The following is a 26,634-nucleotide window of genomic DNA, read 5'->3' as shown; positions in this document are numbered from 1 at the left end:
GCGCACCCGTGTTACAGGTATGTTGGCGCCGCCTCCAGGCCGAAGTATTCCTCCAGCGTGGCGATCCCGCGGTTCAGCATGTCCGTGGCCGCCTCCACGCCCACGTACCGCAGGTGCCACGGCTCGTAGTAGTACCCCGTGATGGGGTGCAGCATCCACTGGTACCGCACCACGAACCCGAACCTGTGCCCGTTGGCCTTCGCCCACGCCGCCGACGGCTGGTCCGCGAAACACGGCTGGAAGCTGCACGCGCCGCCGCCGTCCGCGATGTCAAAGGCCCACCCCGTCTGATGCTCCGAGTGGCCTGGGCGCGCGCTGGCCGTGTCGGCATCGGCCTGCCCCCGGGCTGCGACGTACCCGTTGTAGGTGGTCACCTGGGTGGTGTACGAGCGGTAGCCGCTGGCCAGGACCATCTCCACGCCGTCCCCGGCCGCCGCAGCGAACATCGCCTCGGCGGCGGCAGCCGTCGTGCTGTTCAGCAGCGCAGCCTCGCCCGCCGCGGAAATGGCGACGGCGGGACGCACCAGGTCAGCGGGCACATAGTCGGCCGGCTTCAACGGCCGGTGCTTGTTCACAATGACCCACTGGCTGGCCGGGTCATCGAGGGAAAACTGCCGCGCCAGGGTTGCCGACGGGGACGGTGTGGGGGACGGCGTCTCCGGCGGCTGGCCCACCGTGGCCGTTTCCGCCGTCGGGCCTGCCGAGACGGTGGCGGCAGCGGGGGAGGGGGACCCGGAGGGAGCAGCGGACGACGGCGGCACGTCCTTGGGTGCCTCCGGTGTGCAGCCTGCCAGGACGGTCAGCCCGGCCCCGGCAGCGAGGAAGCGGGCGAAGCTGCGCCGGCTGGGGGAACCGCAGTGATAGCACACCTGTGCTACACCTTCCGGAGCAGCATGCGGCGGATGGAATGGTCGGCCTCTTTGGTCAAGACCAACTGCGCCCGGCCCCGGGTGGGAAGCACGTTCTCCTCCAGGTTGGGCTCGTTGATCCGCTTCCAGATGTCCCGGGCGGTGCTCTCCGCCTCGTCGTCCGAGAGGGTGGCGTAGCGGTGGAAGTAGGACTCCGGCTGCGCGAACGCGGTGCTCCGCAGTTTCCGGAACCGGTCCACGTACCACTCCTCGATATAGGAAGTCTTGGCGTCCACGTAGATGGAGAAGTCGAAGAAATCGCTCAGCGCCAGGCCCTGCCGGCCGTCATGCCGGGGCCGGGCCGGCGCCAGGACGTTCAGGCCCTCCACGATCAGCACGTCCGGGCGGCGGACCACCACTTCCTTGCCGGGCACGATGTCGTAGGTGACGTGGGAGTACCAGGGCGCCCGCACTTCCTCGGCGCCCCCCTTGATCTCGCTCACGAAACGCAGCAGTGCCCGGCGGTCATAGGACTCCGGGAAACCCTTCCGGTCCAGCAGTTGCCGCCGCTTCAGCTCGGCCAGCGGATAGAGGAAACCGTCCGTGGTGATGAGCTCCACATTGGGGGTGCCAGGCCAGCGGCGGAGCATTTCGCGCAGGACGCGGGCGATGGTTGACTTTCCCACGGCTACGGACCCGGCAACGCCGATAACGAACGGGGTCCGCTGGGTCTGCTCGCCCAGGAACGTGGTGGTGGCCGCATGCAGCTGTCCTGCCGCCTCGACGTACAGGTGGAGGAGCCGGGACAGCGGCAGGTAGACATCCCTGACTTCCTTGATGTCCAGGGGGTCGCCGAGCCCGCGAAGGCGCAGCACATCCTCTTCATTAAGGGGCTGTTCCATCTGGGCTGCGAGCCGGGACCAGGTTTGCCGGTCCAGCTCCACGAACGGCGAGGCACCCTCCCCGTTCGCTTCATTGCGTTGCGAAGTCACGCTAAAGATTCTGCCCCGCGTCCGGCCCATCGCGAAATGACGCCCCTGCTCAGCGCGGCGGCATCCGTCTCGGAAGCCCCGCCGGACGCCCCACACGCCGGCCAGCCGGTTTAGAGCAACAGGCACGCTGCCGATAGTCTTGTGCCTATGTGTGGAATCGTGGGTTACGTAGGCCGTTCGACTGACGGTGCAATTAACGGTCACAGTGCGCTGGACGTTGTCCTTGAGGGACTGCGCCGCCTGGAGTACCGCGGTTATGACTCTGCGGGTGTGGCGGTGGTGTCCCAGGGGGCCATCGAGTCGCGGAAGAAGTCCGGAAAGCTGAGCAACCTGATTGGGGAGCTCGAGGCGCGCCCGCTGCCGGAGGCGGTGACCGGCATCGGCCACACCCGCTGGGCCACGCACGGCGGACCGACGGACCGCAACGCGCACCCGCACCTGGCTGATGACGGCAAGCTCGCCGTGATCCACAACGGCATCATCGAAAACTTTGCCGAGCTCAAGCTCGAGCTGCTGGAAAAGGGCGTGACCTTCCTGTCCGAGACGGACACCGAGGTCGCCGCGGCACTGCTGGCCGACATCCTGCGGAACAAGCTGGGCGGTGACACGGCGAATGGTGGCCTGACCCATGCCATGGAGCTGGCCTGCCAGCGGCTCGAGGGCGCCTTCACGCTCCTGGCCGTGCACGCCGACCAGCCCGACGTCGTCGTGGCCGCCCGCCGCAACTCCCCGCTGGTGGTGGGCCTGGGCGAGGGCGAGAACTTCCTGGGCTCGGACGTGTCCGGGTTCATCGACTACACCCGCCGCGCGGTGGAGCTGGGCCAGGACCAGATCGTCACCATCACGGCGGACTCGGTGGAGATCACCGATTTCTACGGCAACCCGGCCCAGGGCAAGGAATACCACGTTGACTGGGACCCGGCCTCGGCCGAAAAGGGCGGCTTCTCCTCGTTCATGGAGAAGGAAATCCATGACCAGCCCGATGCGGTGGCGCAGACCCTGCTGGGACGGTCGGACATCAAGGGCAAGCTGACCCTGGATGAGCTGCGGATCGATCCCGAGCTGCTGAAGCAGGTCAACAAGATCATCGTGCTGGCCTGCGGCACGGCCGCGTACGCCGGCATGGTGGCCAAGTACGCCATTGAGAACTGGTGTCGGATTCCTACGGAGGTGGAGCTGGCACACGAGTTCCGCTACCGCGACCCGATCCTGGACGAAAAGACCCTGGTGGTGTCCATCAGCCAGTCCGGCGAGACCATGGACACCCTGATGGCCGTCCGGTACGCCCGCGAGCAGGGCGCCAAGACCATCTCCATCTGCAACACCAACGGCTCCACCATCCCGCGTGAGTCTGACGCCGTGCTGTACACGCACGCCGGCCCGGAGATCGCGGTGGCGTCCACCAAGGCGTTCCTGGCCCAGATCACCGCCGCGTACCTGCTGGGCCTGTACTTGGCGCAGCTGCGCGGGAACATCTTCTCCGGCCAGATCAAGGACGTCCTGGCGGACCTGAACAAGATCCCCGCCAAAATCCAGACCATTCTGGACAACGCCGGGCCGCTGCGCGAACTGGCCCGCAGCATGGCGGACGAGAAGTCCGTCCTGTTCCTGGGCCGGCACGTGGGCTTTCCCGTGGCTCTGGAAGGTGCGTTGAAGCTCAAGGAGATCGCGTACATCCACGCCGAAGGCTTCGCCGCCGGCGAGCTCAAGCACGGCCCCATCGCCCTGATCGATGAAGGCCAGCCGGTGTTCGTGGTGGTCCCGTCCCCGCGCGGCCGCGATTCGCTGCACTCCAAGGTGGTCTCCAACATCCAGGAAGTCCGCGCCCGCGGCGCCCGGACGCTGGTCATCGCCGAGGAAGGCGACGAAGCCGTCAAGGCCTACGCCGAGTACGTCTTCTACGTCCCGGAGACCCCCACCCTGCTCATGCCCCTGCTCACCACCGTGCCGCTGCAGATCTTCGCCGCGGAACTGGCAGCAGCCAAGGGCTACGACGTGGACCAGCCCCGCAACCTCGCCAAGAGCGTCACCGTCGAATAAGCCGGCCCGTTTAGACAACGGAAGCCCCGCGCCCTCACGGCCCGGGGCTTCTGTTTTGCCTAGCGGTTCTTGGTGCTGCTCAGCTGGAACTGGATGATGCCCTCAGGGTCGTCTTCCGAGTGCTTCAGCACCCGGACCTCCACGTCATAACCGTCAATGACACCCTTCGCCGAACACGCTTCGTACAGCGATGTGACATTCGGCGGAAGAGGCGACGTTTTACAGTCCCCATCCACCTGCCCGGTCAACCCCGCCTCCACGCTTATTCGGCGAATGTCGCTGGCCAACACGGGCCCGCTGAGTTCTGTACTGGCGCCACATGCTGTCACAAGGCACGTCGACACCAATGCAGAAGATGCCGCCGCTGACGTTATCGCCATCCGCCTCCCACCCCGACAGCGGGCGGAGCCTGTCCGCGACAGAGACCATCCGGGCCGTTCCCAGCACGTACGACGCCTGGAAAAGCAGTAGCGCCGTGGCGATCACAGCCAGCGCGATCAGGGTTCCTTTAAGGGCACCTCGCCAAGGCCTTCTCTTTGGTGCCGGGTGGGGACTCTTTCTTGTGTCCATGAAGCATTATCTCCAGCAAATGGAGAAACGTACAGCCGAGGCTCACGGTGTCATGACCGGCACATCGCAGGACGGGTGGAACCTGAGCCCCTACATGCCGGGGATGCGGCATCACACCTCGGGCCGAACGGGTTTGTGCAACTTTTGGCGCCATCGCGTTAGGTGGCTCCCGGGATTTCAGCGTGCGCTCCGCGCGGCGAGCCTAAAAGTCACGCTTTTCCGCTGATGGCGGACAGCAGTGATGACCGGCGTGCGCCGCCTTCCTGCCGGAACCCCACCGTAGAATGAACCGCATGATCGTTGGCATCGGGGTAGACGTAGTAGACATCGAGCGGTTCGGCCGCCAGCTGGAGCGGACGCCGGGCCTGAGGGACCGGCTCTTCGTGCCTGCCGAACGGGAACTGAACACCCGCTCCCTGGCTGCCCGCTTCGCCGCAAAGGAAGCCGTGGCCAAAGTACTGGGTGCGCCCGCCGGCATGAACTGGCAGGACTGCTGGATCGGCCTGGACCACAATGGACCCACCGTCCAGGTTAAGGGGACCGTCCTTGCGGTTGCCGAGGCCAAGGGCGTCAAGCGCTGGCACCTGTCCATCAGCCACGACGGCGGCATCGCCACCGCCACGGTCCTGGCCGAGGGCTGAGCCAGGCGGCCGCATGATCAGCGCCTACACCGGAACGCAGGTCCGCGCAGCCGAAGAACCGCTCCTCGCCGTCGGGCTCGGGGACGTGCTCATGCAGCGCGCCGCGCACGGGCTCGCCACCGCCGTCGTCCGTGAACTCACCGCGCGGGGCACCCGCCTGAACGGCGCCCGCGTGGTGGTGCTGGCCGGCAAGGGCAACAACGGCGGCGACGGCCTCTACGCCGGCGCTTTCCTCGCCGCGCGTGGAATGCGTACGACGGCGGTCCTTACCGGGGACGCGGCCCATCCGGCCGGCCTGGCCGCACTTGAGCGGGCCGGCGGACGCGTCCACAGGCTCGGTGACGCGGCACTTCCGGAACTGGCCGCGGAAACGGCCCGGGCCGACGTCGTCATTGACGCCGTGCTGGGGACCGGCGCCAAGGGCGGGTTGCGGGAAAGCGCGGCCGAGCTGGTCAAGGCTGTGAATGCGGACAGGCGGGGCGTGCTGGTGGCCTGCGACCTTCCAAGCGGCGTCGATGCCGATACGGGCGAGGCCACCGGTCCGGTCCTGCCGGCGGACGTGACGGTAACGTTTGGGGCCGCTAAAGCCGGACTCATGGCCGACCCCGGCGCCGACTACGCCGGACGGGTCCTGGTGGTGCCAATCGGGATCGAGGAGCACCTGCCGCAGGCTCCGCTGCGCCGGCTCGAGGACGCCGACATCGCCCACCTCCTGCCGCACCCGCCCCGGCGGGCGCACAAGTATTCACGCGGGGTGCTGGGAGTGGTGGCGGGATCCGAAGACTACCCCGGTGCAGCTGTCCTGGCCTGCCGTGGCGCGCTGGCTGCGGGTGTTGGCATGGTCCGGTACCTGGGCCCTCCATCCGTGGCCGACCTGGTCCGGCAATCCTGCCCCGAGGTGGTCTGCAGCACGGGAAAGGTGGCGGACAACCGGGTGCAGGCGTGGCTGGTGGGCTCGGGCATGGGGCCGGAGGACCACGACCAGCTCGAGCGCGCACGGGACGCCCTTGATTGCGGCCTTCCGGTCGTGGCCGACGCCGGGGCGCTGCCGGCACTTCCCGACACGCTTGCCCCGCACGTGGTGCTGACGCCGCACGCGGGCGAGCTTGCATCGCTCTTCCAGCGCCTGGGCGGCGGAGAGGACCGGGATGCTGTGGAGGCCGGGACGCTCGACGCTGTCCGCCAGGCGGCCAACCGCACGGGAGCAACCGTCCTCCTCAAGGGGGCCACCACCCTCGTGGCCGCACCCTCGGGCAGCATCTTCAGCCAGGCGGAGGGCACACCGTGGCTCGCCACGGCCGGCAGCGGCGACGTCCTGGCAGGCGTCATCGGTGCGCTGCTCGCCCAGGCCGGGCCCGACGTCGGCCGTTTCAGTGAAGTGGGCATCGACGCGGACGTGCGGTGGGCCGCCATCGCCGCACTGGGAGCCGCCTTGCACGGACGGGCCGGTAGGGCAGCCTCGGAGGCAGTTTCGGGCGGGCCGATCGCCGCTGGCGGAATTGCAGATGCCCTACCTGAAGTTTGGGGTAAAGTCAGCATGCTTAGTAACGACGGAGCGCGGAAACGTAATAGTCACAGCCAACCATTACGGTAGGCATTAGTTCGCACCAGCAGCAGGGGCGTTCCGATGCCCTCTGCTGCTGACCAAAAAATGAGGAGCACGATGGAAGTCTGGCCTGGAACTGCCTACCCGCTGGGAGCGACCTTTGACGGCACCGGCACCAATTTCGCCCTGTTCAGCGAGCGGGCCGAGCGGGTCGAACTCTGCCTCCTGGCCGACGACCTGAAAGAAACCCGGATCGAACTGACCGAGGTGGACGGCTACGTGTGGCACTGCTACCTGCCCCACATCCAGCCCGGCCAAAAGTACGGCTACCGTGTCCACGGGCCCTACGATCCGGCGAGCGGCAACCGCTTCAACCCGAACAAGCTGCTGATGGACCCCTACGCCAAGGCCATCCAGGGCCAGATTGACTGGGACCCAGCACTCTTCTCCTACGAATTCGGCGACCCCGATTCCCGCAACGACGCCGATTCAGCCCCGCACACCATGCACGGCGTGGTCATCAACCCCTTCTTTGAGTGGGACGGCGACCGCCAGCTGAAGATCCCGTACCACGAGTCCGTCATTTACGAGGCGCACGTCAAGGGCCTCACCGAGCTGCACCCCGAGATCCCCGATGAGCAGCGCGGCACCTACGCCGGCGTGGCGCACCCTGCCGTCATCGAGCACCTCAAGAAGCTCGGCGTCACCGCCATCGAGCTCATGCCCGTCCACCAGTTCGTTAACGACGGCACCCTGGTGGATAAAGGCCTCAGCAACTACTGGGGCTACAACACCATCGGCTTCTTCGCCCCCCAGAACACCTACAGCGCCACCGGCGACGTGGGGCACCAGGTCCAGGAATTCAAGGCCATGGTCCGCGACCTCCACCGCGCCGGCATCGAAGTCATCCTCGACGTCGTCTACAACCACACCGCCGAAGGCAACCACCTCGGCCCCACGCTGTCCTTCAAGGGCATCGACAACCAGGCCTACTACCGCCTGGTGGACGGTGACCTCAAGCACTACATGGACTACACCGGCACCGGCAACTCCCTGAACGTCCGGCACCCGCACTCCCTCCAGCTGCTCATGGACTCCCTGCGCTACTGGGTCACCGAGATGCACGTGGACGGCTTCCGCTTTGACCTCGCCTCCACGTTGGCCCGCGAGTTCTACGACGTGGACAAGCTCTCCACCTTCTTCGAACTCATCCAGCAGGACCCGGTGGTCTCTCAGGTCAAGCTCATCGCCGAGCCCTGGGACGTGGGTCCCGGCGGCTACCAGGTGGGCAACTTCCCGCCGCAGTGGACCGAATGGAACGGGAAGTACCGCGACACCGTCCGTGACTTCTGGCGCGGTGAACCCTCCACGCTGGGCGAATTCGCGTCCCGGCTCACAGGCTCCGCCGACCTGTACGAAAGCTCGGCCCGCCGCCCGGTGGCTTCCATCAACTTCGTCACCGCGCACGACGGCTTCACCATGCGGGACCTGGTCTCCTACAACGAAAAGCACAACGAGGCCAACGGCGAAGGCAACAACGACGGCGAATCGCACAACCGCTCCTGGAACTGCGGCGTGGAAGGCGACTCGGACGACGACAAGGTGCTGACCCTGCGTGCCCGCCAGCAACGGAACTTCATCGCAACGCTGCTGCTCTCCCAGGGCGTGCCCATGCTGCTCCACGGCGACGAACTCGGCCGCACGCAGCAGGGCAACAACAACACCTACTGCCAGGACTCCGAGCTCAGCTGGATCCACTGGGAGGCCATGGACCAGCCGCTGGTGGAATTCACGGCCTTCGTGAACAAACTCCGGCACGACCACCCCACCTTCCGCCGCAGCCGATTCTTCGACGGTCGCCCGGTACGGCGTGGCCAAGGCGAGAAGCTGCCGGACATCGTCTGGCTGAAGACCGACGGCACGGAAATGCTGCCCGAGGACTGGGGGAGTGGCTTCGGCCGCACCATCGGCGTCTTCTACAACGGCGACGGCATCCAGGAACAGGATGCACGCGGCCGGCGCATCACCGACGACAGCTTCATCATGGCCTTCAACGCCCACGACGACACCGTGGAGTTCTGCCTGCCGGACGAGGAGTACTCCCAGTACTGGGAGGTCCTGATCGACACCGCCGCCCAGGCTGACGCGTACGAGCCGCTCAAGGCGAAGGCCACCCTGACCCTGGATGCCAAGTCCATGGTGGTGCTGCGCGCCTACTCCGGCCCGGAGGCCGAAATAGACACCTCCGCAGCCGCCTCCCTGGCGTCCAGGGCGGAACACGAGGAAGCCCAGGAGGAGATGGTGGAAGCCCAGACCAAGGCAGCGGAAGCAAGCGAGGCAAGGGCAACAGGCACCGACGAGGAAGCCAAGGCATGAGGACCCCGGTCTCCACCTACCGCCTGCAGATCCGTAGCAGCTTCACCCTGTTTGACGCCGCCGCCACAGTTCCGTATTTGAAGGACCTTGGCGTGGACTGGGTGTACCTGTCGCCCATCCTCACCGCGGAGAAGGGTTCGGACCACGGCTATGACGTGACCGATCCCTCCGCCGTGGACCCGGACCGCGGCGGCCCGGAAGGCCTGCTGGCCCTCTCAAAGGCAGCCCGCGAACACGGGATGGGTGTCCTCGTGGACATCGTGCCCAACCACGTTGGCGTGGCCACCCCCGTACAGAACCCCTGGTGGTGGTCCCTTCTCAAGGAAGGCCGCGATTCGCCCTACGCCGAAGCGTTCGACGTCGACTGGGACCTTGGCGGCGGAAAGGTCCGGCTTCCCATGCTGGGCTCGGACGCGGACCTGGACAAGCTGGAGGTCAAGGACGGCGAACTGCGCTACTACGACCACCGGTTCCCCCTGGCCGAGGGCACATACACCGAGGGTGACTCCCCGCAGGACGTGCACGGCCGGCAGCATTACCAGCTGATGGACTGGCGCCGCGCGGATGCCGAGCTGAACTACCGGCGCTTCTTCGCGGTCACCACCCTCGCCGGCATCCGGGTGGAGGAGCCGTCCGTGTTCGAAAAGGCCCATGCCGAGGTGGGCCGCTGGTTCACCGAGGGCCTGGTCGACGGGCTGCGCGTGGACCACCCGGACGGGCTGGCCGATCCCGCAGGATACCTGCGGTGGCTCAAGGACCTCAGCGGTGGCGCCTACGTCCTGGTGGAGAAGATCCTGGAACCAGGCGAAGTGCTCCCGCAGGACTTCGCCTGCGAAGGCACCACCGGATACGACGCACTGGCGGACGTGGACCGGGTCTTCGTGGACCCGGCAGGCGAGCAGGCGCTGGACGCACTGGACGCCTCTCTCCGGGGAGCTTCCGAACCCGCTGACTACGCCGAAATGATCCGCGGCACCAAGCGCATGATCGCCGACGGCATCCTGCGTTCCGAGGTGCTCCGGCTGGCCCGTCTGGTCCCCGACTCCCGCGGACTGTCCCTCGAGCAGGCAGCCGATGCCATCGCCGAGATCATCGCATCCTTCCCGGTGTACCGGTCCTACCTGCCGGTGGGCGCGGACGTCCTCAAGGAGGCCTGCGAGTCGGCGGCTGCGCACCGGCCGGACCTGGACGTGGCGGTGGGCACCCTCCTTCCGCTGCTGCTGGATCCCGCGAATCCCATCGCCATCCGGTTCCAGCAGACCTCCGGCATGGTCATGGCCAAGGGCGTGGAGGACACGGCGTTCTACCGTTACACCCGCCTGGGCACCCTGACCGAGGTCGGCGCTGAGCCCACCGATTTCGCGGTGGCGCCGGCGGAATTCCACCGGCGGATGCAGCGGCGCCAGCAGGACCTGCCGCTGTCCATGACCACCCTGTCCACGCACGACACCAAACGCAGCGAGGACGCCCGGGCCCGGATTTCCGTCATCGCCGAGCTGCCGCAGGAATGGGCTGGGACGCTGGAGACACTCCATGGACTGGCGCCGATTCCCGACGGTCCGTACGAGAACCTGCTGTGGCAGGCCATCGTGGGAGCGTGGCCTGCCAGCCGGGAGCGGCTGCAGGGCTATGCCGAAAAGGCGGCGCGGGAGGCCGGCAACTCCACCAAGTGGACCGATCCCAACGAGGACTTCGAAGCCAAGGTGAAGGCGGCAGTGGACGCCGTCTTCGATGACGCCAGGGTGACCAAGGCAGTGGAGGACTTCGTGTCCCGCATCGATGCGTTCTCCGCAGCGAACTCGGTTTCGGCAAAGCTGGTCCAGCTGACCATGCCGGGCGTGCCGGATGTCTACCAGGGCAGCGAATTCTGGGAACGGTCGCTGACGGACCCGGACAACCGCCGGCCCGTGGACTTCGACGCTCGGCGGGCGGAGCTTGGAAAGCTCGACGCCGGCGCGTTGCCGGACGCGGGCACAGAGGCCAGCAAGCTGCTGGTCACCTCGCGGGCACTGCGCCTGCGCCGGGACCGTCCGGAGCTGTTCCAGGGCTACACGCCGGTGGCGGCCACCGGTGCCGCAGCCGGTCACCTGCTCGCGTTCACCCGCGGAACCGATGCAACCTCCGGTGCCCTGACGCTTGCCACCCGGCTTCCCGCCGGGCTGGAAGCTGCCGGCGGGTGGCGGGACACCGCCGTCGACCTTTCCACTGCCATGCGTGACGAACTCACTGGAGCCAGCTTTGGCCCCGGCCAGGTTTCGGTGGCAGAGGTCCTGGGTACCTACCCCGTGGCCCTGCTGGCACCTGTGGATGGAGAAAAGGCATGACCCTGGTCAACGTAGGACCCGAGCGTTTCGATGTGTGGGCGCCGGACGTTTCATCGGTGGTTTTGCTGGCCGATGGCCGGCGATATTCCATGCGGAAGAAGGACACGGCGCCCGGTTCCGAAGGGTGGTGGACTGCACCTGACGCCCCGGCCGACGGGGATGTGGACTACGGCTACCTGCTGGACGGGGACGCAACCCCTGTTCCGGACCCCCGGTCCCGCCGGCTCCCCTCGGGTGTGCATGAACAGTCCCGGACCTACGATCCCGCCGCCTACGCGTGGCGGGATTCCGGCTGGCGCGGCAAGGACCTGCAGAGCGCTGTCATCTACGAACTGCACGTGGGCACCTTCACCCCTGAAGGAACCCTTGACGCCGCCGTGGAGAAGCTGGGCTATCTGGCAGACCTGGGCATCGACTTCGTGGAGCTGTTGCCGGTCAACGGCTTCAACGGCACCCACAACTGGGGCTACGACGGCGTCCAGTGGTACGCCGTGCACGAAGGCTACGGCGGCCCCGCTGCCTACCAGCGGTTCGTTGACGCCGCGCACGCTGCAGGACTGGGCGTCATCCAGGACGTGGTGTACAACCACCTGGGACCCAGCGGCAACTACCTCCCCAAGTTCGGCCCGTACCTGAAACAGGGCGACGCCAACACGTGGGGCGATTCGGTGAACCTGGACGGTCCCGGCTCGGACGTAGTGCGTGAATACATCCTGGACAACGCCGCCCTGTGGCTGCGCGACTACCACGTGGACGGGCTCCGCCTGGACGCTGTGCACGCGCTGCGGGACGAGCGGGCCGTGCACATCCTGGAGGACCTGGGGGCCCTGGGCGACGCCATTTCGGCCGAAACCGGGCTGCCCAAAACCCTTATTGCGGAATCGGACCTTAACAACCCGCGCCTGATCTACCCCCGGGACGTGAACGGGTACGGCCTGGCCGGGCAATGGAGCGACGACTTCCACCACGCGGTCCACGTCAGCGTCAGCGGCGAAACCACCGGCTACTACTCGGACTTCGAATCCCTCGCCGTGCTGGCCAAGGTCCTCAAAGACGGGTTCCTCCACGACGGCAGCTATTCCAGCTTCCGCGGCCGGCACCACGGACGCCCCATCAACGCCTCGCTGGTGCACCCGGCGGCGCTGGTGGTCTGCAACCAGAACCACGACCAGATCGGCAACCGCGCCACGGGGGACAGGCTCTCCCAGTCGCTGTCCTACGGGCAGCTCGCCGTCGCCGCGGTGCTCACGCTGACCTCGCCGTTCACGCCGATGCTGTTCATGGGCGAGGAATACGGGGCCTCCACACCGTGGCAGTTCTTCACCTCGCACCCCGAACCGGAGCTCGGAAAGGCCACCGCGGAAGGGCGCATCAAGGAATTCGAGCGCATGGGGTGGGATCCCGCCGTCGTGCCCGATCCCCAGGATCCGGAAACCTTCCGCCGGTCCAAGCTGGACTGGGCCGAGGCCTCTACGGGCGACCATGCGCGGCTCCTGGACCTGTACCGGTCCTTGACGGCGCTGCGCCGCTCCCATCCGGACCTGGCCGGGCTTGGCTTTGACGGGACAGACGTTTCGTTCGACGACGACGCGGGCTGGCTGCGCTTCCGGCGCGGTTCCGTCGAAGTGCTGGTGAACTTCTCCGACTCGAAGGTCCGGCTTGACGGTGCTGCCGGCACGGTTCTCCTGGCCACGGACGAAGGGACCGGCCTGGACGGCGGTTCGCTCGACCTGGCGCCCTGGAGTGCGGCCGTCCTGAAGTCCTAGGCAGTGGTTACGCCGCGGGGGAGCCCGCGGCGTAACTTTTCTGCTGAGCGCTAACACCCCATGTAGCGCGGGTCACAGCTGGCAGGATTGACCCCATGACTTATTCAGCAGCGGACAACCGCTACGAATCCATGCCCTACCGCCGCGTGGGCCGCAGCGGCCTCAAGCTCCCGGCCATCTCCCTGGGCCTGTGGCACAACTTCGGCGACGACAAGCGCTTCGACGAGCAGCGCGACATCCTCCGCCGGGCCTTCGACCTCGGCGTCAACCACTTCGACCTCGCCAACAACTACGGACCTCCGGACGGGTCTGCCGAGACCAACTTCGGCCGGCACCTGCAGGACGACTTCAAGCCCTACCGTGACGAACTGGTCATCTCCACCAAGGCCGGCTACTACATGTGGCCCGGCCCGTACGGTGAATGGGGATCGCGAAAATACCTGATCTCCAGCCTGGACCAGTCGCTGCAGCGCATGGGCCTGGACTACGTGGACATCTTCTACAGCCACCGGCCCGACCCCGAAACGCCGATGGAAGAAACCATGGGCGCCCTGGACTACGCCGTACGGTCCGGCAAGGCCCTGTACGCGGGCATTTCCTCCTACACACCGGAGCAGACGCTTGAGGCGGCCCGCATCCTCAAGGAACTGGGCACGCCGCTGCTGATCCACCAGCCCAGTTACTCCATGCTCAACCGGTGGACCGAGGACGGCTCACCCAACCTGTACGAGGTGCTGGACCAGGTCGGCGCCGGCTCCATCGCCTTCTCGCCCCTGGCGCAGGGGATGCTCACCGACCGGTACCTCCACGGCATTCCCGCCGACTCCCGGGCGGCCAAGGCCCGTTTCCTCTCGGAGGAGTCCATTACGGAGGAGAAGCTGGACCGGGTCCGGGGGCTTCGGAAGATCGCCGAGGGCCGCGGGCAGTCCCTGGCTCAGATGGCCATCGCCTGGATCCTGCGGGACCAACCAAAGGGCTCGCCCGTGACTTCAGCGTTGGTCGGCGCGTCCAGCGTCCGCCAGCTGGAGGACACCCTGTCCTCCATCAACAACCTCAGCTTCACGGACGACGAACTGACCGCCATTGATGAATTCGCGGTGGAATCGGACATCAACCTCTGGAAGCAGAACGCCTAAGACTTAATGTTTCGCCACCCGGGCGCCGGGGATCCGGGGAACAATTCCCGGACCCGGCCAGTTGGGTAGTATGAAAAGGCGCCGCGCGGCGCTGTGCCAGCCGGCCGCCGTCGTTATTTCTGCGAAGGCCCCTCCGGCGGGCGAATGTTTGTCCCCAAAGGAGTTCCGTGTCTTCACATCCCATCCGTGTTGCAATCGTGGGCGTGGGCAACTGCGCCGCCTCGCTGGTGCAGGGCGTCCAGTACTACAAGGACGCTGACCCCAACGAGACCATCCCTGGCCTGATGCACGTTGAGTTTGGCCCGTACCACGTGGGCGACGTTGAGTTTGTCGCCGCGTTCGACGTCGACGGCAAGAAGGTCGGCGTTGACCTGGCCGACGCGATCACGGCCAGCGAGAACAACACCATCAAGATTGCCGACGTTCCGCCCACCGGTGTCACGGTCCAGCGCGGCCACACCCTCGACGGCCTGGGCAAGTACTACCTTGAGACCATCGAGCAGTCCACCGAAGAGCCTGTGGACGTGGTCCAGGCCCTCAAGGACGCCAAGGTCGATGTCATGGTCTGCTACCTACCCGTTGGTTCCCAGCAGGCCGCCGAGTTCTACGCCCAGGCTGCGATCGACGCCGGTGTGGCGTTCGTGAACGCCCTGCCGGTGTTCATCGCCGGCACCAAGGAGTGGGCGGACAAGTTCACCGCCGCCGGGGTGCCGATCGTGGGCGATGACATCAAGAGCCAGATCGGTGCCACCATCACGCACCGAGTCATGGCGAAGCTGTTCGAGGACCGCGGCGTGACGCTGGACCGGACCTACCAGCTGAACGTCGGCGGGAACATGGACTTCAAGAACATGCTCGAGCGTGACCGGCTGGAGTCCAAGAAGATCTCCAAGACCCAGGCCGTAACCTCCAACGTCGAGGCTGAGCTCGCGGCGAAGGATGTCCACATTGGCCCGTCCGACTACGTGCAGTGGCTGGATGACCGCAAGTGGGCGTTCGTGCGCCTGGAGGGCCGGAACTTCGGTGACGCGCCCGTGTCGCTGGAGTACAAGCTGGAGGTCTGGGATTCCCCGAACTCTGCCGGTGTGATCATCGATGCGATCCGTGCGGCCAAGATCGGCCTCGACCGGGGCATCGGCGGCCCGCTGCTGTCCGCGTCGAGCTACTTCATGAAGTCCCCGCCGGAGCAGTTCAACGACGACCTCGCCCGCGAAAAGGTCGAAGCCTTCATCCGCGGCGACCTGGACCGCTAACCCCTCACCCCTGGTTGCTCTATCAGTTTTGGCCCCTAAACCTCCCCGTTAGGGACCAAAACTGATGGAGCAACTGGCGTTTAAGGCTCCCGCAGCGCTGCACGGACCAGACCGGCCGCGCGCCGGAAGTCGTTTGCAAGATCATCAGCGTTGAATTTGAAGTACTTCCAGCCAGCGGAGTGGAAGCATGCATCCCGGCGGTTGTCGCGGGATTGCTGTTCGCGTGTCAGGTGATGGCCGCCGTCGTACTGGATGCCGATCCTCCGCCGCCTGTAGCCCAGGTCCGCAGCAGGGGAGTGTGGATTACCGGCGTCAACCCGAACCTGTAGCTCAGGTTCCGGCAATCCGGCGTCAACCAGAGCAAGGCGCAGAAAGGTTTCGGGTGCGGAATCAGCACCTACACGGATCAGTTCGACGGCGGCCCGGGCTTTCACAATGCCCTGCATCTTTGGATGCCGCTTCAGCATCTCCCGCAGTTCTTGAACCGTTGCCCAGGGCTTAGTCCGAAGCTCAAGTCCGTCGTACGGCTGTCGGACCAATTGGTCGCCCATTGCCACCACATGTTCCATGGGAAGCTGGCGACAAAGGTCCAGCCACGTCCGTGAGGCTGTCGAGATGCGAATGCCCTGCCAATCCATGGTCTCGTCCTGATAGGCCAGCACGGTATGCCCCACGACGCCCTTCCGTCGAACCTGCGGCAACGCTCGAGGTTTACTGAGATGGAGGTCCCGGGAGTCCTGGAGCCACGGCGGGAGCCAGAGCCCCAACAATTCAGCGGCCGTTACGTGCGATATCCACGCTCCGGGAGTCGCCGCGGAGAGGGCGCGTGCCATTGCGGGAAGCTGGAAGTCCCGCCCTACCGGCAGATACAGGAGGCGTCCGGCCGAAGCCAGATCGGAAGAGCGTAATCGGCCCCGGCTGAGGTTTGCCGCCCGCGCTTCAGCGACCGTGAAGGGAACGGCTTCGAGGTGGGCTGGCAGCGGCGAAACAAGACGCATGGGGAACATTGTTCACCGGAAGCCGGTTACCCCGCAGAACTTATCCACACCTCGCGTTGCTCTATCAGATATGGTTCCCAACCCGGCGTTTTAGGGACCAGATCTGATAGAGCAACGCGTCGGGTCAGGTGAGGCCCACAGGATTGCCGTCCGCGTCCACGTCCATGCGGAGCGCCGCCGGGACCGGGGGCAGGCCCGGCATGGTCATCACCGCACCCGTCAGAGCCACGATGAAGCCGGCGCCGGTCTTGGGCAGCAGGTCGCGGACATGGATGGTGAAGCCCTTGGGCGCACCCAGGCGGGAGGCGTCGTCCGTGAAGGAGTACTGCGTTTTGGCCATGCAGACGGGCAGCGAACTCCATCCGTTCCGCTCAATATCGGCGAGCCTCTTCAGGGCCGGCACAGAGAAGTCCACACCGTCCGCGCCGTAAATTTCCTGCACAATGGTCCTGATCTTGTCCTCAATGGACAGACCCAGCGAGTAGAGGTGCCGGAAGCTGTTCGGCCCGGCGACCGCCTCGGCAACCAAAGCCGCGAGTTGGTCACCGCCGTCCCCGCCACCGCCCCGGCCCCACACATCCGCAACGGCCGCCGGCACGCCCGCAGCCGCACACCAGGCAAGCAGCCAGTCCAGTTCCTCGGGCGAATCGGATGAGAACTTGTTGATGGCCACCACGGGGACCACGCCGAACTTCTCCACGTTGCGGATGTGCCGGCGCAGGTTCTCCACGCCGGCTTCAAGCGCGGCCAGGTCCGGCCGGGTCAGCTCGGCCTTGGCCAGCCCGCCCTGCATCTTCAGCGCACGCACCGTGGCCACCACCACTACAGCAGAGGGGGCCAGGCCGCCGACCCGGGCCTTGATGTCCATGAACTTCTCCGCCCCCAGGTCTGCGCCGAATCCTGCCTCGGTAACCACGATGTCCGCCAGCCGCCGGGCGGTCTGGGTGGCGATCAGGGAGTTGCAGCCGTGGGCTATGTTGGCGAACGGGCCGCCGTGCACCAGGGCCGGGGTGCCCGCGATGGTCTGCACCAGGTTCGGTTTGATGGCTTCCTTCAGCAGCAGGGTCAGGGCGCCCTGCACCCCCAGGTCGGACACGGTGACGGGCATGCGGTCGTAGGTGTAGCCGAAGGTGATCCGGCCCAGGCGCTCCCGGAGGTCAGCGATGTCCGTGGCCAGGCAGAAGACGGCCATGATCTCGGATGCCACCGTGATGTCGAACCCGTCCTGGCGCGGGACACCCTGGGAAGGGCCGCCCAGGCCGATCACTACTTCCCGAAGGGCACGGTCGTTCATGTCCAGCACCCGCTTGAAGGTCATCCGCCGCGGGTCGATATTCAGGGCGTTGCCCTGGTAGATGTGGTTGTCCACCAGGGCCATGAGGGCGTTGTTCGCCGACGTAATGGCATGGAAGTCCCCGGTGAAGTGCAGGTTGATCTCATCCATGGGGAGTACCTGGGAGTAGCCGCCGCCGGTGGCACCGCCCTTCATGCCCAGCACCGGGCCAAGTGACGGTTCCCGCAGGGCGATCATCACCTTGTGGCCCGCGCGGGCCAGGGAATCTGCCAGCCCCACCGTGGTGGTCGACTTCCCTTCGCCGGCCGGGGTGGGGGACATGGCGGACACCAGCACCAGCTTTCCGGCCGGGGGCGGCGCGTCCAGGCGTGCGGGGTCGATCTTCGCCTTGTACCGCCCGTACAGCTCCAGGGCTTCGGGGTTGATCCCGGCGGCCGCCGCGATATCCGCAATGGGCCGGATCCGCGCAGCACGGGCTATCTGAAGATCAGAAGGGAGAGCAGACATCGTTGTCCTTTCCTGCACGGGCAGCGCCGGCATCTGCCCTAAAGCTAACAGCACCCTGGCAGGGGATGAAGGAAAAGCAGAACAAGTGCCTTCAACAGCGAAGAATCAGGAGGCGGGAACCGCCGGGGCGAGGCGCGGACTTACAAAGTTGTCGACGGCGGCATGGTAGCTCTCCAGCGTGATGGCGGCAGTGCGCTGCCATCCGGAGTTCTGGGCACGGATGGCGGCGGCGCGGCCAAGGTCCTCCCGGGTGGCGGGGTCGTCGTACAGGGCTTCCAGGGCGTCGGCCCAGTCGGCGGCGTGGTGGCCGTCGACCAGGAGCCCGGTGCGGCCGTGGAAGATGGCCCGGGACAGGCCGCCGACGCGCGTGGCCACCACGGGAGTGCCGCAGGCCTGGGCCTCGAGTGCCACCAGCCCGAAGGATTCGCTGAAGGACGGCATCACCACGACGTCGGCCGCGCGGAACCAGTCCGCCAGCTCGGGTGCCTTCACCGGCGGCAGCTGCGTGACGACGTCGTCCATTCCTGCCTCCGCCACCAGGCAGCGCAGATTAAATTCCTTGTTGCCGCTCAAGGCGCCCAGGATGGTGACCTTCAGGTCGATGTCCGGCCGGCGTTTCCGCAGCAGCGCGGCGGCCTTCACCAGGACCTGGGGGCCTTTCAGCCGCTGGATGCGGCCGGCGAACACCAGGTGGAACGTGTCCGGGCTGATGCCGTGCCCGGCCCTGGAACGCGCCCGGAACGCGGGCGTGAACGTGGCCAGGTCCACCCCGGGCGGCGCAATGTCGATCCGGTCGTACGTGGCGCCGTAATGCGAAACCAGTTCGGCAGCCTCGGAGCTGGTGTTGGCGATCAGGCGGGCAGCGCCGTCGACAATCCGGTGTTCGCCCAGCTCGCGCCGCCGGGGCTCCGGCTTTTCACCGGATTCGAGCAGCAGGTTCTTGACCTTGGCCATGGTGTGCATGGTGTGCACCAGCGGCACGCCCCACAGTTCGGACAGCTCCAGCCCGGCTATTCCGGACACCCAGTAATGGGAATGGATGACGTCGTACCGGCCGTGCGGCTGGCGGCGGCGGATCTGCTCTATCTCGGCCACCATCGCGTGCAGGAGACCGGGCAGCTCCTCCTTGGGGATCTTCCTGGGCGGGCCGGCAAGGACGTTGTGCACGCACACCCCGGGGTCGGGATGCTCGACGGCGGGCTGGTCGGCGGAGGTGGCGCGGGTGAAGATCTCCACCTCCACGCCGGCCTCGGCCAGCGCCGACGCCAGCTCACGGATGTACACGTTCATGCCGCCCGCATCACCGGAGCCGGGCTGTTCCATGGGGGAGGTATGGAGGGAAAGCAAAGCGACCCTGCGGATCAGTGCCACGGGACCTCCTTCCGGCCGCCGGCGCGCGTCAGGGGAGCCGGTTCAATGCGCATTCGATAAAACACTACTCCTTCCCCTAACGCGCGCCGCCCTTCCACATCTTCCCCAAATCGGGGAATGCCTGCTCATAACCGGCCAGGAGCAGCGCGGCACGTTCGGGGGAGTCCACGAGCGGATGCCGGGCGAAGGCTTCGAGGGCGGCTGCACGGTTGCCGGTTGTGGCGGCCAGGACGGTGAGCCGTTCCACGTCCTTGACCCGCTGCAGCAGTTCCAGCTGCGTGCCGGCCGGTGCCTGTTGGGGCAGCGGGACGGCGCCGTCGGCTGTAACCATGCAAGGGACTTCGACGACGGCGTCCGCGGGAAGGCCGGGAATGGCGGCCCGGGCGGCGGTTGGGTCTGCCGTGGCGGGCAGGGGTGCTTGGCCAGCCGGCCCGCTGCTGGATGGCAGCGTGTTGCAGGTGTTGAGGATCAGTTGGGCGTCTCCGCCGCCGGCCAACGCCCGCATGGCCGCCAGCGCCACCCGTTCGTAGCCGCCACCGGCCAGGTCGTCCTCGTCCCGGCTCCCGCCGTCCTGCCGGGCCTCGGCAAGGTATCCCTCCTCGCGGGACCGCCGTGCCTCCTCCCAAAGCCGGTAGGCCTCCTGCCCTGCAGCGGCCAGCCGCGGATACAGCTCCCGCTGTTGGCTGTCGATCGTCTCGCCGCGCGTCTGCGCCATGCCCTGCATCGCCGCCCGGGCTTCCTGGCGCCGGTAGTAGTAATACAGGTACTCGTTGGGCAGCATGCCCAGCTCCGCCAGGAACGGCTGCGGGAAGAGCCTGCCTTCCTCGAACCGCTGCAGGGCGCCCGCGTCCGCAAGCAGGTCCGGCAGCACATCGCGGCCGCCGGGCTCCAGCCGGTACAACCAGCCCAAATGGTTCAGTCCGTAGTAGCCCACGCCGTCGAGCCGTCCCCCAGCCAAGGGGACGCCGGCCGCCCGCGCTGCCCGGTGAACCAGGCCACCGGCCGAATCGCAGATCCCGATGACCCGCTGCCCCAGGACAGGGAGCAGCGCCTCGGTCACCATGCCCGCGGGGTTGGTGAAGTTGATCAGCCACGCGTCCGGGCAATGTTCGCGCATCAGCCGGGCCAGGTCCAGCATCGGCGGAATGGTCCGGAGCGCGTAGGAGATCCCCCCGGCCCCGGTGGTCTCCTGGCCCAGCAGCCCAAGATCCTGCGCCACCTTCTCGTCGGCCACCCGGCCGGCAGTCCCGCCAGGGCGGATGGCGGCAAAAACCATGCCGGCACCGTCCAGGGCAGCGGCAGGATCGGTGGTGCACTCAAAAGGCACCCGCCCGCTGTGGCCCCCGGGCATACTCCTCAATACGGCGGCGACCGCAGCGAGGCGGGAGAGATCGACGTCGTACAGCACCAGCCCGGTGACCAGCCCGGAAAAGCTTCCGGACAGCAGGGCCCGGTATATCAACGGCACCCGGAAACCCCCGCCGCCGGCAATCAATAGCCGCATGCATGCAGTCTAGGACCAGCCCCCGACACTGCGCACAGGCAGTTCCGAAGGCCCTACCGCGGCCCTGCGCCACGGCGTATCCTGCGCACTATGGACGCCACCCCAGCACGCCCCTTCGATCCGCTGGCTGCCGTCCGGTCCGCCCGCGAGCCGGGATTCGATCTGCTGCTGGCCGGCACCGTGTTCCAGGACATCATCTTCACAGGGCTGCCCCACGGACCCGAACCCGGCACGGAAGTTTGGAGCGACGGCATGGGCAGCTGCCCCGGCGGGGTGGCCAACCAAGCCATCGCCGCAGCCAGGCTGGGGTTGCGGACCGGACTCGCCGCTGCCTTTGGTGACGACGGCTACGGGGACTTCAACTGGAAGATCCTCTCCGGCCAGGAACATGTTGACCTCAGCCTTTCCCGCCGCGTGCCCGGATGGCACTCGCCGGTGACAGTGTCGCTCTGCGTCGAACAGGACCGCTCCATGGTCACCCACGGGCACTCCGCACCGGTGACAAGCTCCGAACTCATCGGCGAACCGCCCACGGCGCTCGCAGGCATCGCGGAGGTTGGCCTGGAGATGGAGCCCTGGGCCAAATCAGCCCACGCCTCCGGAGTGAAGCTCTTCGGGGACATCGGATGGGACCCCAGCGGGGAATGGGCGCCGGTCAGGCTCGACAACCTGCAGTACTTCTACGCGTTCCTGCCCAACCAGCGGGAGGCCATGGCGTTCACCGGCAAGGACAATCCGTGGAGCGCGCTTTACGCGCTGGCGGACCGGGTTCCCGTGGCTGTGGTGACGCTGGGTGCCCAGGGTGCCATGGCGGTGGACTCGGAAACCGGGGAGGAAGAGTGGGTACCGTCGCTTCCGGTCAAGGCCCACGACCCCACCGGTGCCGGCGACTGCTTCGACGCGGCATTCATTGTCGGAACCCTGGCCGGCTGGCCGCTCGGGGACAGGCTGCGGTTCGCCAACCTGTGCGCATCGCTTGCCGTGCAGGAGGTGGGCGGGTCACTGGCCGCCCCCGGCTGGGGGGACATCGCAGACTGGTGGAAACGGGCCAACGCCCGCCCGGAACGGCAGATGAGCCAGTGGCTGCGCCGCTTCCGTTTCCTGGCGGACATCATCGAAGACGTGCCGCCCGGAGCCCAGCGCAGGGCGGCCGCCACCATCGCCCACCTCTCGGACGCCTGAGGAGCCGTGGAGGCGCCGATTATTCGGCGCCAAGTGCCCGCACTAGAATCACTTAGGTGACCTACCCCGCAACAACAGGTGAATTCAGCGCTGCCTCCGGGCCGGACCCCCGCCATGAGCGATCCGCAGTGATCGACCTGGACGCCATCCGGCACAACGTCCGCAGGCTCGCCGACGCTGCATCCCCCGCGAAAGTCATGGCCGTCGTGAAAGCCGACGCGTACGGGCACGGTGCGGTTCCCGTGGCCCGCGCGGCCCTGCAGGCCGGCGCCTCCTGGCTGGGTGTCGCCCACATCTCTGAAGCCCTCGCGTTGCGTGCCGCCGGCATCGACGCGCCACTCCTCGCCTGGCTGCACACCACGGACAGCAACTTCGGCGCCGCCGTAGCAGCCGGCGTCGACATCGGCTGCTCCGGATGGGAACTGGAACGCATCGTGGCCGCGGCCCGTGAGCAGGAGCGGCCGGCGCGGGTGCATCTGAAGGTGGACACCGGTCTGGGCCGCAACGGCGCAACGCCCGAAACCTGGGACCGCCTGGTGGGTGAGGCCGTGGAGTACCAGGACCAGGGCCTGCTGCGCGTAGTGGGCATCTTCTCCCACCTTGCGGTGGCGGATGAACCGGAGCGCCCCGAAACGGACCAGCAGGTTGCGGCATTCCGCGAGGCCCTGGCCATCGCCGGGGACGCCGGCGTGGACCCGGAGGTCCGGCACCTTGCCAACACCCCGGCCACGCTGTCCCGGCCGGACACCCACTTCGACCTGGTCCGGGTCGGCCTGGGCATCTACGGGCTCTCGCCGTTCGACGGGCAGACCTCCGCGGAGCTCGGCCTCCGCCCCGCCATGACGCTGCGCACCCTGGTCTCGCAGTGCAAGCAGGTTCCCGAGGGGCAGGGCGTCTCCTACGGACTGCACTACCGCACCAGGGAAGCGAGCACCCTGGCGTTGATTCCGATGGGCTACGCCGACGGCGTCCCCCGCATCGGCACCGGCGGGCCTGTACGGGTGGCCGGGAAGACGTACCCCGTGGTGGGTCGGATCGCCATGGACCAGATGGTCATCGACCTCGGCCCGGAAGCTTCCGGCACCGACCTGCACGGGGCTGAAGCCGAGCTGTTCGGCAACGGGGCCGACGGCGGTCCCACGGCTGACGACTGGGCACGCGCCGCCGGAACCATCAACTACGAGATCGTGACCCGGATCAGCCCCCGCGTGCCGCGCCGCTTTATCAACGAGGACGACCCGGCAGGCACCGGCCAGGGCCTGGTGGGCACGCCGGGCCGGGCGGGGGCCGCATGAGCGCGGCGGAACAGCTGGCTGCCAACTGGGAAAAGACGTTCACGGCGACGACGGCGGACCAGACCCACGCGTTCGGCAGGCGCCTGGCGGAGGTACTGCAGGCCGGGGACCTGCTGGTGCTGTCCGGCGAGCTGGGTGCGGGGAAGACCACTTTCACCCAGGGCCTGGGTGAGGGCCTGGGTGTCCGCGACGGCATCATCTCGCCCACGTTCGTCCTGGTCCGGATCCACCCCAACCTGCCGGATGGCCCTCGCCCCGGCGGCCCGGACCTGGTGCACGTGGATGCCTACCGGCTGGGCTCGGCCGCGGAGGTGGACGACATCGACCTCGAAAACACCATGGACTCATCGGTGACCGTGGTGGAATGGGGCCACGACCGGGTGGAACACCTGAGCGACAGCCGGCTGGAAATCGACCTGCACCGTGCCATTGGACTGGGTGCCATTGGACTGGATACCGGAACCCTGGCGGGATTTTCGGGAGACCTCGACTTCGACGCGGAAGACACCGACGAGCCGCGCACCATCGTGATGCGCGGGTTCGGGCCGCGGTGGACAACCGCTCCCGAACTGGCCGGCAGCGAAGGGGACGCCCCATGCTGATCCTCGCCATCGACACCTCCGCCGTGGCCAGTGCAGCCCTGGTCTCGGATGATGCCCCGGAAAGCGTGGTGGCCGCCTTCGCCACCGAGGACACCCGCAGCCACGCCGAGGTACTTGCCCCAGGCATCCACAGCATGCTGGCTTCGGCAGGCGTCCGTGGACAGGACGTGGACGCCATAGTGGTGGGCGTTGGGCCCGGTCCCTTCACCGGGCTGCGCTCAGGCATCGCCACAGCGCGCACGCTTGCCTTCGTCTGGGGCAAGCCCCTGCACGGGCTGATGAGCCTTGACGCCGTGGCGCTGGAGGTGGCCGAATCCACCGCCGCCGAACCCGGGTTCCTGGTGGTGACGGATGCCCGCCGCAAGGAGGTCTACTGGGCCCGGTACAGCCTGGACGGCGGCCAGCTGCCCGTGCTCGAGGACGGCCCCCACGTTGGATTCGCCGCCGACCTGCCTGACCTTCCTGCCTTCGGGGCAGGCGCCGGCCTTTATGCCGACGTGCTCCGGGCCCATCCGGAGTTCGCCACTGAGCAGCCGGACGCCCTGTACCTGGGCCAGTTTGCCCTGGCCCGGCTGGCCTCCGGCGGCACCCTGCTGGATTCCACACCCCTGTACCTGCGCGAGTCGGACGCCCAGGTGCCCGGACCACGGAAGCGGGCCTTATGACCACCCCGGATCCGCGGATGGCGGGAATCACCATCCGCGAAATGACCCTGGACGACGTGCCCGCCGTCGGCCTGCTGGAACACCAGCTTTTTCCCATTGATGCGTGGCCCGTGCAGATGTTCCTGGACGAGCTCTCCCAGCCGGAGACCCGCCGCTACCTGGTGGCGGAAGCCGGCGACGGCATCGTGGGCTATGCCGGCCTGATGTGCATCGAACCCATCGCGGACGTCCAGACCATCGCCGTCGTCCCCGGCTACGAGGGACGGGGTATCGGCGCCACGCTGCTCACGCAGCTGATCGACGAGGCGCGGCACCGGGGCGCCGCCGACGTCCTGCTCGAGGTCCGGGCTGACAACCCGCGCGCGCAACAGCTCTACGTGCGGTTCGGCTTCGAGCAGATCCATGTCCGGCCCCGCTACTACCGCGACGGCGTAGACGCCCTCATCATGCGGCTGCAGCTCGCCGGCGCCGAGGGAACAAGCGCCGAGGGAACAAGGGCCGAGGGAACAAGCGCCGAGGGAACAAGCGCCACTGGAACGGACGCTGACAAAGCCACGGAAGCAGGCCAGCCATGAACCGGACAGAGCCCCTTGTCCTGGGTATCGAATCCTCCTGCGACGAAACCGGCGTGGGCGTCGTCCGCGGCACCACGCTCCTGACCAACACGGTGTCCTCATCCATGGACGAGCACGTCCGCTTCGGCGGCGTGATCCCCGAAATCGCCTCCAGGGCGCACCTGGATGCCTTCGTCCCAACCCTCGAGCAGGCGCTCGCTGACGCCGGCGTCACCCTTGACGAGGTGGACGCCATTGCCGTCACCTCCGGCCCCGGACTGGCCGGCGCACTCATGGTGGGCGTCTGCGCCGCCAAGGCGCTCGCCGTCGCCACCGGAAAGCCGCTCTACGCGATCAACCACCTGGTGGCGCACGTGGGCGTGGGGCTCCTGGATGACCGCGGCAGTGGCCGGAAGCAGGAGTTGCCGGAAAACCTGGGCGCCCTGCTGGTGTCCGGCGGCCATACCGAAATCCTGCGGATCAATAGCATCACCAGTGACGTGGAGCTGCTGGGCTCCACCATCGACGACGCCGCCGGGGAAGCCTACGACAAGGTGGCCCGCATCCTGGGGCTGGGATACCCCGGTGGCCCCGCCATCGACAAAATGGCCCGTACCGGCAACCCCAAAGCAATCCGCTTCCCCCGGGGCCTCACCCAGCCCAAGTACATGGGCACTGCGGAGGCACCCGGACCGCACCGCTACGACTGGTCCTTCAGCGGCCTGAAGACTGCCGTGGCCCGGTGCGTGGAGCAGTTCGAGGCCCGTGGCGAAGAGATTCCGGTGGCCGACATTGCCGCAGCGTTCCAGGAGGCTGTGGTGGATGTGATCTCCTCCAAGGCGGTCCTGGCCTGCCGCGAGCACGGCATCAAGGACGTCCTGCTGGGCGGCGGCGTGGCGGCAAACTCCCGGCTGCGTGAAGTGACCGGGCAACGCTGCGCCTCTGCCGGCATCCGGCTGCACGTTCCCCCGCTGGACTTGTGCACGGACAACGGCGCCATGGTGGCCGCGCTTGGCGCCCAGCTGGTGATGGCCGGTGTGGAACCCAGCGGGATCAGCTTTGCCCCGGACTCGTCCATGCCCGTCACGTCGGTGTCCCTCCCGGCCTGACACCCGGCAAACCCTGCGATGCTCTATCAGATATGGCTCCTAAACCGCCGGTTTGGGAGCC

General features: G+C 67.3%; 21 protein-coding genes. 14 read left to right on the top strand and 7 right to left on the bottom strand.

Going from position 1 to position 26,634, the window contains the following annotated elements; genetic code table 11:
• Positions 1-11 precede the first annotated feature (11 nt).
• Both ACTJK0_RS00255 and coaA read right to left on the bottom strand, forming a co-directional pair.
• The gene (locus ACTJK0_RS00255) at positions 12-869 is read right to left on the bottom strand and encodes a M15 family metallopeptidase (protein ID WP_440743840.1); all 858 of its coding nucleotides are present in this window, start codon (positions 867-869) and stop codon (positions 12-14) included.
• A gap of 5 nt (positions 870-874) precedes the next feature.
• Positions 875-1,870, bottom strand: coding sequence for a type I pantothenate kinase (gene coaA / locus ACTJK0_RS00250; protein WP_181422323.1), 996 nt, complete (start codon positions 1,868-1,870; stop codon positions 875-877).
• A 117-nt stretch (positions 1,871-1,987) separates the two neighbouring features.
• Between coaA and glmS the strand changes: the two genes are divergently transcribed.
• Positions 1,988-3,880: a glutamine--fructose-6-phosphate transaminase (isomerizing) gene (glmS, locus tag ACTJK0_RS00245; protein WP_110541286.1), complete on the top strand. Its 1,893-nt coding sequence runs from the start codon at positions 1,988-1,990 to the stop codon at positions 3,878-3,880.
• A gap of 59 nt (positions 3,881-3,939) precedes the next feature.
• On the opposite strand, the gene ACTJK0_RS00240 is transcribed toward glmS, so the two are convergent.
• Positions 3,940-4,128, bottom strand: a complete 189-nt coding sequence (locus ACTJK0_RS00240) for a hypothetical protein (RefSeq protein WP_440743839.1) — start codon at positions 4,126-4,128, stop codon at positions 3,940-3,942.
• 615 nt (positions 4,129-4,743) lie between these two features.
• Between ACTJK0_RS00240 and ACTJK0_RS00235 the strand changes: the two genes are divergently transcribed.
• The 7 genes from ACTJK0_RS00235 to ACTJK0_RS00205 all read left to right on the top strand — a co-directional run bounded on the left by ACTJK0_RS00235 (position 4,744) and on the right by ACTJK0_RS00205 (position 15,492).
• Entirely contained in the window at positions 4,744-5,091 is a 348-nt protein-coding gene (locus ACTJK0_RS00235) for a holo-ACP synthase (RefSeq protein ID WP_013601780.1), read from the top strand.
• Positions 5,092-5,104: 13 nt separating this feature from the next.
• Complete coding sequence (locus tag ACTJK0_RS00230; protein WP_440743838.1) at positions 5,105-6,685, top strand: NAD(P)H-hydrate dehydratase; 1,581 nt, start codon at positions 5,105-5,107, stop codon at positions 6,683-6,685.
• A gap of 69 nt (positions 6,686-6,754) precedes the next feature.
• A complete protein-coding gene (glgX, locus tag ACTJK0_RS00225) occupies positions 6,755-9,013 on the top strand; it encodes a glycogen debranching protein GlgX (RefSeq protein WP_440743837.1) in 2,259 nt (752 codons plus the stop codon).
• Positions 9,010-11,337 (top strand): malto-oligosyltrehalose synthase, encoded by a 2,328-nt coding sequence (gene treY, locus ACTJK0_RS00220; RefSeq protein ID WP_440743836.1) that lies wholly within the window; start codon positions 9,010-9,012, stop codon positions 11,335-11,337. Before glgX ends, treY begins: the two co-directional genes overlap by 4 nt.
• The gene (gene treZ / locus ACTJK0_RS00215; protein WP_440743835.1) at positions 11,334-13,103 is read left to right on the top strand and encodes a malto-oligosyltrehalose trehalohydrolase; all 1,770 of its coding nucleotides are present in this window, start codon (positions 11,334-11,336) and stop codon (positions 13,101-13,103) included. The genes treY and treZ overlap by 4 nt, the downstream gene beginning before the upstream one ends.
• Positions 13,104-13,198: 95 nt before the next feature.
• A complete protein-coding gene (mgrA, locus tag ACTJK0_RS00210; protein ID WP_440743834.1) occupies positions 13,199-14,239 on the top strand; it encodes an L-glyceraldehyde 3-phosphate reductase in 1,041 nt (346 codons plus the stop codon).
• Between the two features lie 167 nt (positions 14,240-14,406).
• Positions 14,407-15,492, top strand: coding sequence for an inositol-3-phosphate synthase (locus ACTJK0_RS00205; protein ID WP_440743833.1), 1,086 nt, complete (start codon positions 14,407-14,409; stop codon positions 15,490-15,492).
• 80 nt (positions 15,493-15,572) lie between these two features.
• Here the strand turns inward: ACTJK0_RS00205 and ACTJK0_RS00200 are convergent, their stop codons facing one another.
• From ACTJK0_RS00200 to ACTJK0_RS00185, 4 genes are all read right to left on the bottom strand, one after another.
• Positions 15,573-16,490 carry an endonuclease domain-containing protein gene (locus tag ACTJK0_RS00200; protein WP_440743832.1) on the bottom strand — a complete coding sequence of 306 codons (918 nt, stop codon included), beginning with the start codon at positions 16,488-16,490 and terminating at the stop codon, positions 15,573-15,575.
• A gap of 124 nt (positions 16,491-16,614) precedes the next feature.
• Positions 16,615-18,291 carry a formate--tetrahydrofolate ligase gene (locus tag ACTJK0_RS00195; RefSeq protein WP_110541279.1) on the bottom strand — a complete coding sequence of 559 codons (1,677 nt, stop codon included), beginning with the start codon at positions 18,289-18,291 and terminating at the stop codon, positions 16,615-16,617.
• Positions 18,292-18,396: 105 nt separating this feature from the next.
• Positions 18,397-19,662 carry a D-inositol-3-phosphate glycosyltransferase gene (gene mshA / locus ACTJK0_RS00190; RefSeq protein ID WP_440743831.1) on the bottom strand — a complete coding sequence of 422 codons (1,266 nt, stop codon included), beginning with the start codon at positions 19,660-19,662 and terminating at the stop codon, positions 18,397-18,399.
• A gap of 76 nt (positions 19,663-19,738) precedes the next feature.
• Positions 19,739-21,166: a family 4 glycosyl hydrolase gene (locus tag ACTJK0_RS00185; RefSeq protein ID WP_440743830.1), complete on the bottom strand. Its 1,428-nt coding sequence runs from the start codon at positions 21,164-21,166 to the stop codon at positions 19,739-19,741.
• A 90-nt stretch (positions 21,167-21,256) separates the two neighbouring features.
• On the opposite strand from ACTJK0_RS00185, the gene ACTJK0_RS00180 reads away from it, so the two are divergent.
• The 6 genes from ACTJK0_RS00180 to tsaD are packed head-to-tail and all read left to right on the top strand — an operon-like array spanning position 21,257 to position 26,573.
• On the top strand, positions 21,257-22,348 hold the full coding sequence (locus ACTJK0_RS00180; RefSeq protein ID WP_110541276.1) for a carbohydrate kinase family protein: 1,092 nt from the start codon (positions 21,257-21,259) through the stop codon (positions 22,346-22,348).
• 56 nt (positions 22,349-22,404) lie between these two features.
• Positions 22,405-23,643 carry an alanine racemase gene (alr, locus tag ACTJK0_RS00175; RefSeq protein WP_110541275.1) on the top strand — a complete coding sequence of 413 codons (1,239 nt, stop codon included), beginning with the start codon at positions 22,405-22,407 and terminating at the stop codon, positions 23,641-23,643.
• The gene (gene tsaE, locus ACTJK0_RS00170) at positions 23,640-24,245 is read left to right on the top strand and encodes a tRNA (adenosine(37)-N6)-threonylcarbamoyltransferase complex ATPase subunit type 1 TsaE (RefSeq protein ID WP_440743829.1); all 606 of its coding nucleotides are present in this window, start codon (positions 23,640-23,642) and stop codon (positions 24,243-24,245) included. The genes alr and tsaE overlap by 4 nt, the downstream gene beginning before the upstream one ends.
• Complete coding sequence (gene tsaB / locus ACTJK0_RS00165) at positions 24,239-24,910, top strand: tRNA (adenosine(37)-N6)-threonylcarbamoyltransferase complex dimerization subunit type 1 TsaB (RefSeq protein ID WP_110541273.1); 672 nt, start codon at positions 24,239-24,241, stop codon at positions 24,908-24,910. The genes tsaE and tsaB overlap by 7 nt, the downstream gene beginning before the upstream one ends.
• A complete protein-coding gene (gene rimI, locus ACTJK0_RS00160; protein ID WP_440743828.1) occupies positions 24,907-25,485 on the top strand; it encodes a ribosomal protein S18-alanine N-acetyltransferase in 579 nt (192 codons plus the stop codon). Before tsaB ends, rimI begins: the two co-directional genes overlap by 4 nt.
• Positions 25,482-26,573 carry a tRNA (adenosine(37)-N6)-threonylcarbamoyltransferase complex transferase subunit TsaD gene (gene tsaD / locus ACTJK0_RS00155; protein ID WP_110541272.1) on the top strand — a complete coding sequence of 364 codons (1,092 nt, stop codon included), beginning with the start codon at positions 25,482-25,484 and terminating at the stop codon, positions 26,571-26,573. Before rimI ends, tsaD begins: the two co-directional genes overlap by 4 nt.
• Positions 26,574-26,634: the final 61 nt, after the last annotated feature.

It is taken from the genome of Paenarthrobacter sp. 22069 (genome assembly GCF_052046035.1).
Classification (GTDB): domain Bacteria; phylum Actinomycetota; class Actinomycetes; order Actinomycetales; family Micrococcaceae; genus Arthrobacter.
The sequence above is the reverse complement of the archived record's forward strand: the minus strand, read 5'-3'. Positions and strand labels throughout refer to the sequence as shown.

Coding starts and splice junctions, on each gene's coding strand:
- coaA (WP_181422323.1), bottom strand. CDS start 1,870: ATGGGCCGGACGCGGGGCAGAATCTTTAGCGTGACTTCGCAACGCAAT.
- glmS (WP_110541286.1), top strand. CDS start 1,988: ATGTGTGGAATCGTGGGTTACGTAGGCCGTTCGACTGACGGTGCAATT.
- ACTJK0_RS00235 (WP_013601780.1), top strand. CDS start 4,744: ATGATCGTTGGCATCGGGGTAGACGTAGTAGACATCGAGCGGTTCGGC.
- ACTJK0_RS00230 (WP_440743838.1), top strand. CDS start 5,105: ATGATCAGCGCCTACACCGGAACGCAGGTCCGCGCAGCCGAAGAACCG.
- glgX (WP_440743837.1), top strand. CDS start 6,755: ATGGAAGTCTGGCCTGGAACTGCCTACCCGCTGGGAGCGACCTTTGAC.
- treY (WP_440743836.1), top strand. CDS start 9,010: ATGAGGACCCCGGTCTCCACCTACCGCCTGCAGATCCGTAGCAGCTTC.
- treZ (WP_440743835.1), top strand. CDS start 11,334: ATGACCCTGGTCAACGTAGGACCCGAGCGTTTCGATGTGTGGGCGCCG.
- mgrA (WP_440743834.1), top strand. CDS start 13,199: ATGACTTATTCAGCAGCGGACAACCGCTACGAATCCATGCCCTACCGC.
- ACTJK0_RS00200 (WP_440743832.1), bottom strand. CDS start 16,490: ATGCGTCTTGTTTCGCCGCTGCCAGCCCACCTCGAAGCCGTTCCCTTC.
- ACTJK0_RS00195 (WP_110541279.1), bottom strand. CDS start 18,291: ATGTCTGCTCTCCCTTCTGATCTTCAGATAGCCCGTGCTGCGCGGATC.
- ACTJK0_RS00185 (WP_440743830.1), bottom strand. CDS start 21,166: ATGCGGCTATTGATTGCCGGCGGCGGGGGTTTCCGGGTGCCGTTGATA.
- ACTJK0_RS00180 (WP_110541276.1), top strand. CDS start 21,257: ATGGACGCCACCCCAGCACGCCCCTTCGATCCGCTGGCTGCCGTCCGG.
- tsaE (WP_440743829.1), top strand. CDS start 23,640: ATGAGCGCGGCGGAACAGCTGGCTGCCAACTGGGAAAAGACGTTCACG.
- tsaB (WP_110541273.1), top strand. CDS start 24,239: ATGCTGATCCTCGCCATCGACACCTCCGCCGTGGCCAGTGCAGCCCTG.
- rimI (WP_440743828.1), top strand. CDS start 24,907: ATGACCACCCCGGATCCGCGGATGGCGGGAATCACCATCCGCGAAATG.
- tsaD (WP_110541272.1), top strand. CDS start 25,482: ATGAACCGGACAGAGCCCCTTGTCCTGGGTATCGAATCCTCCTGCGAC.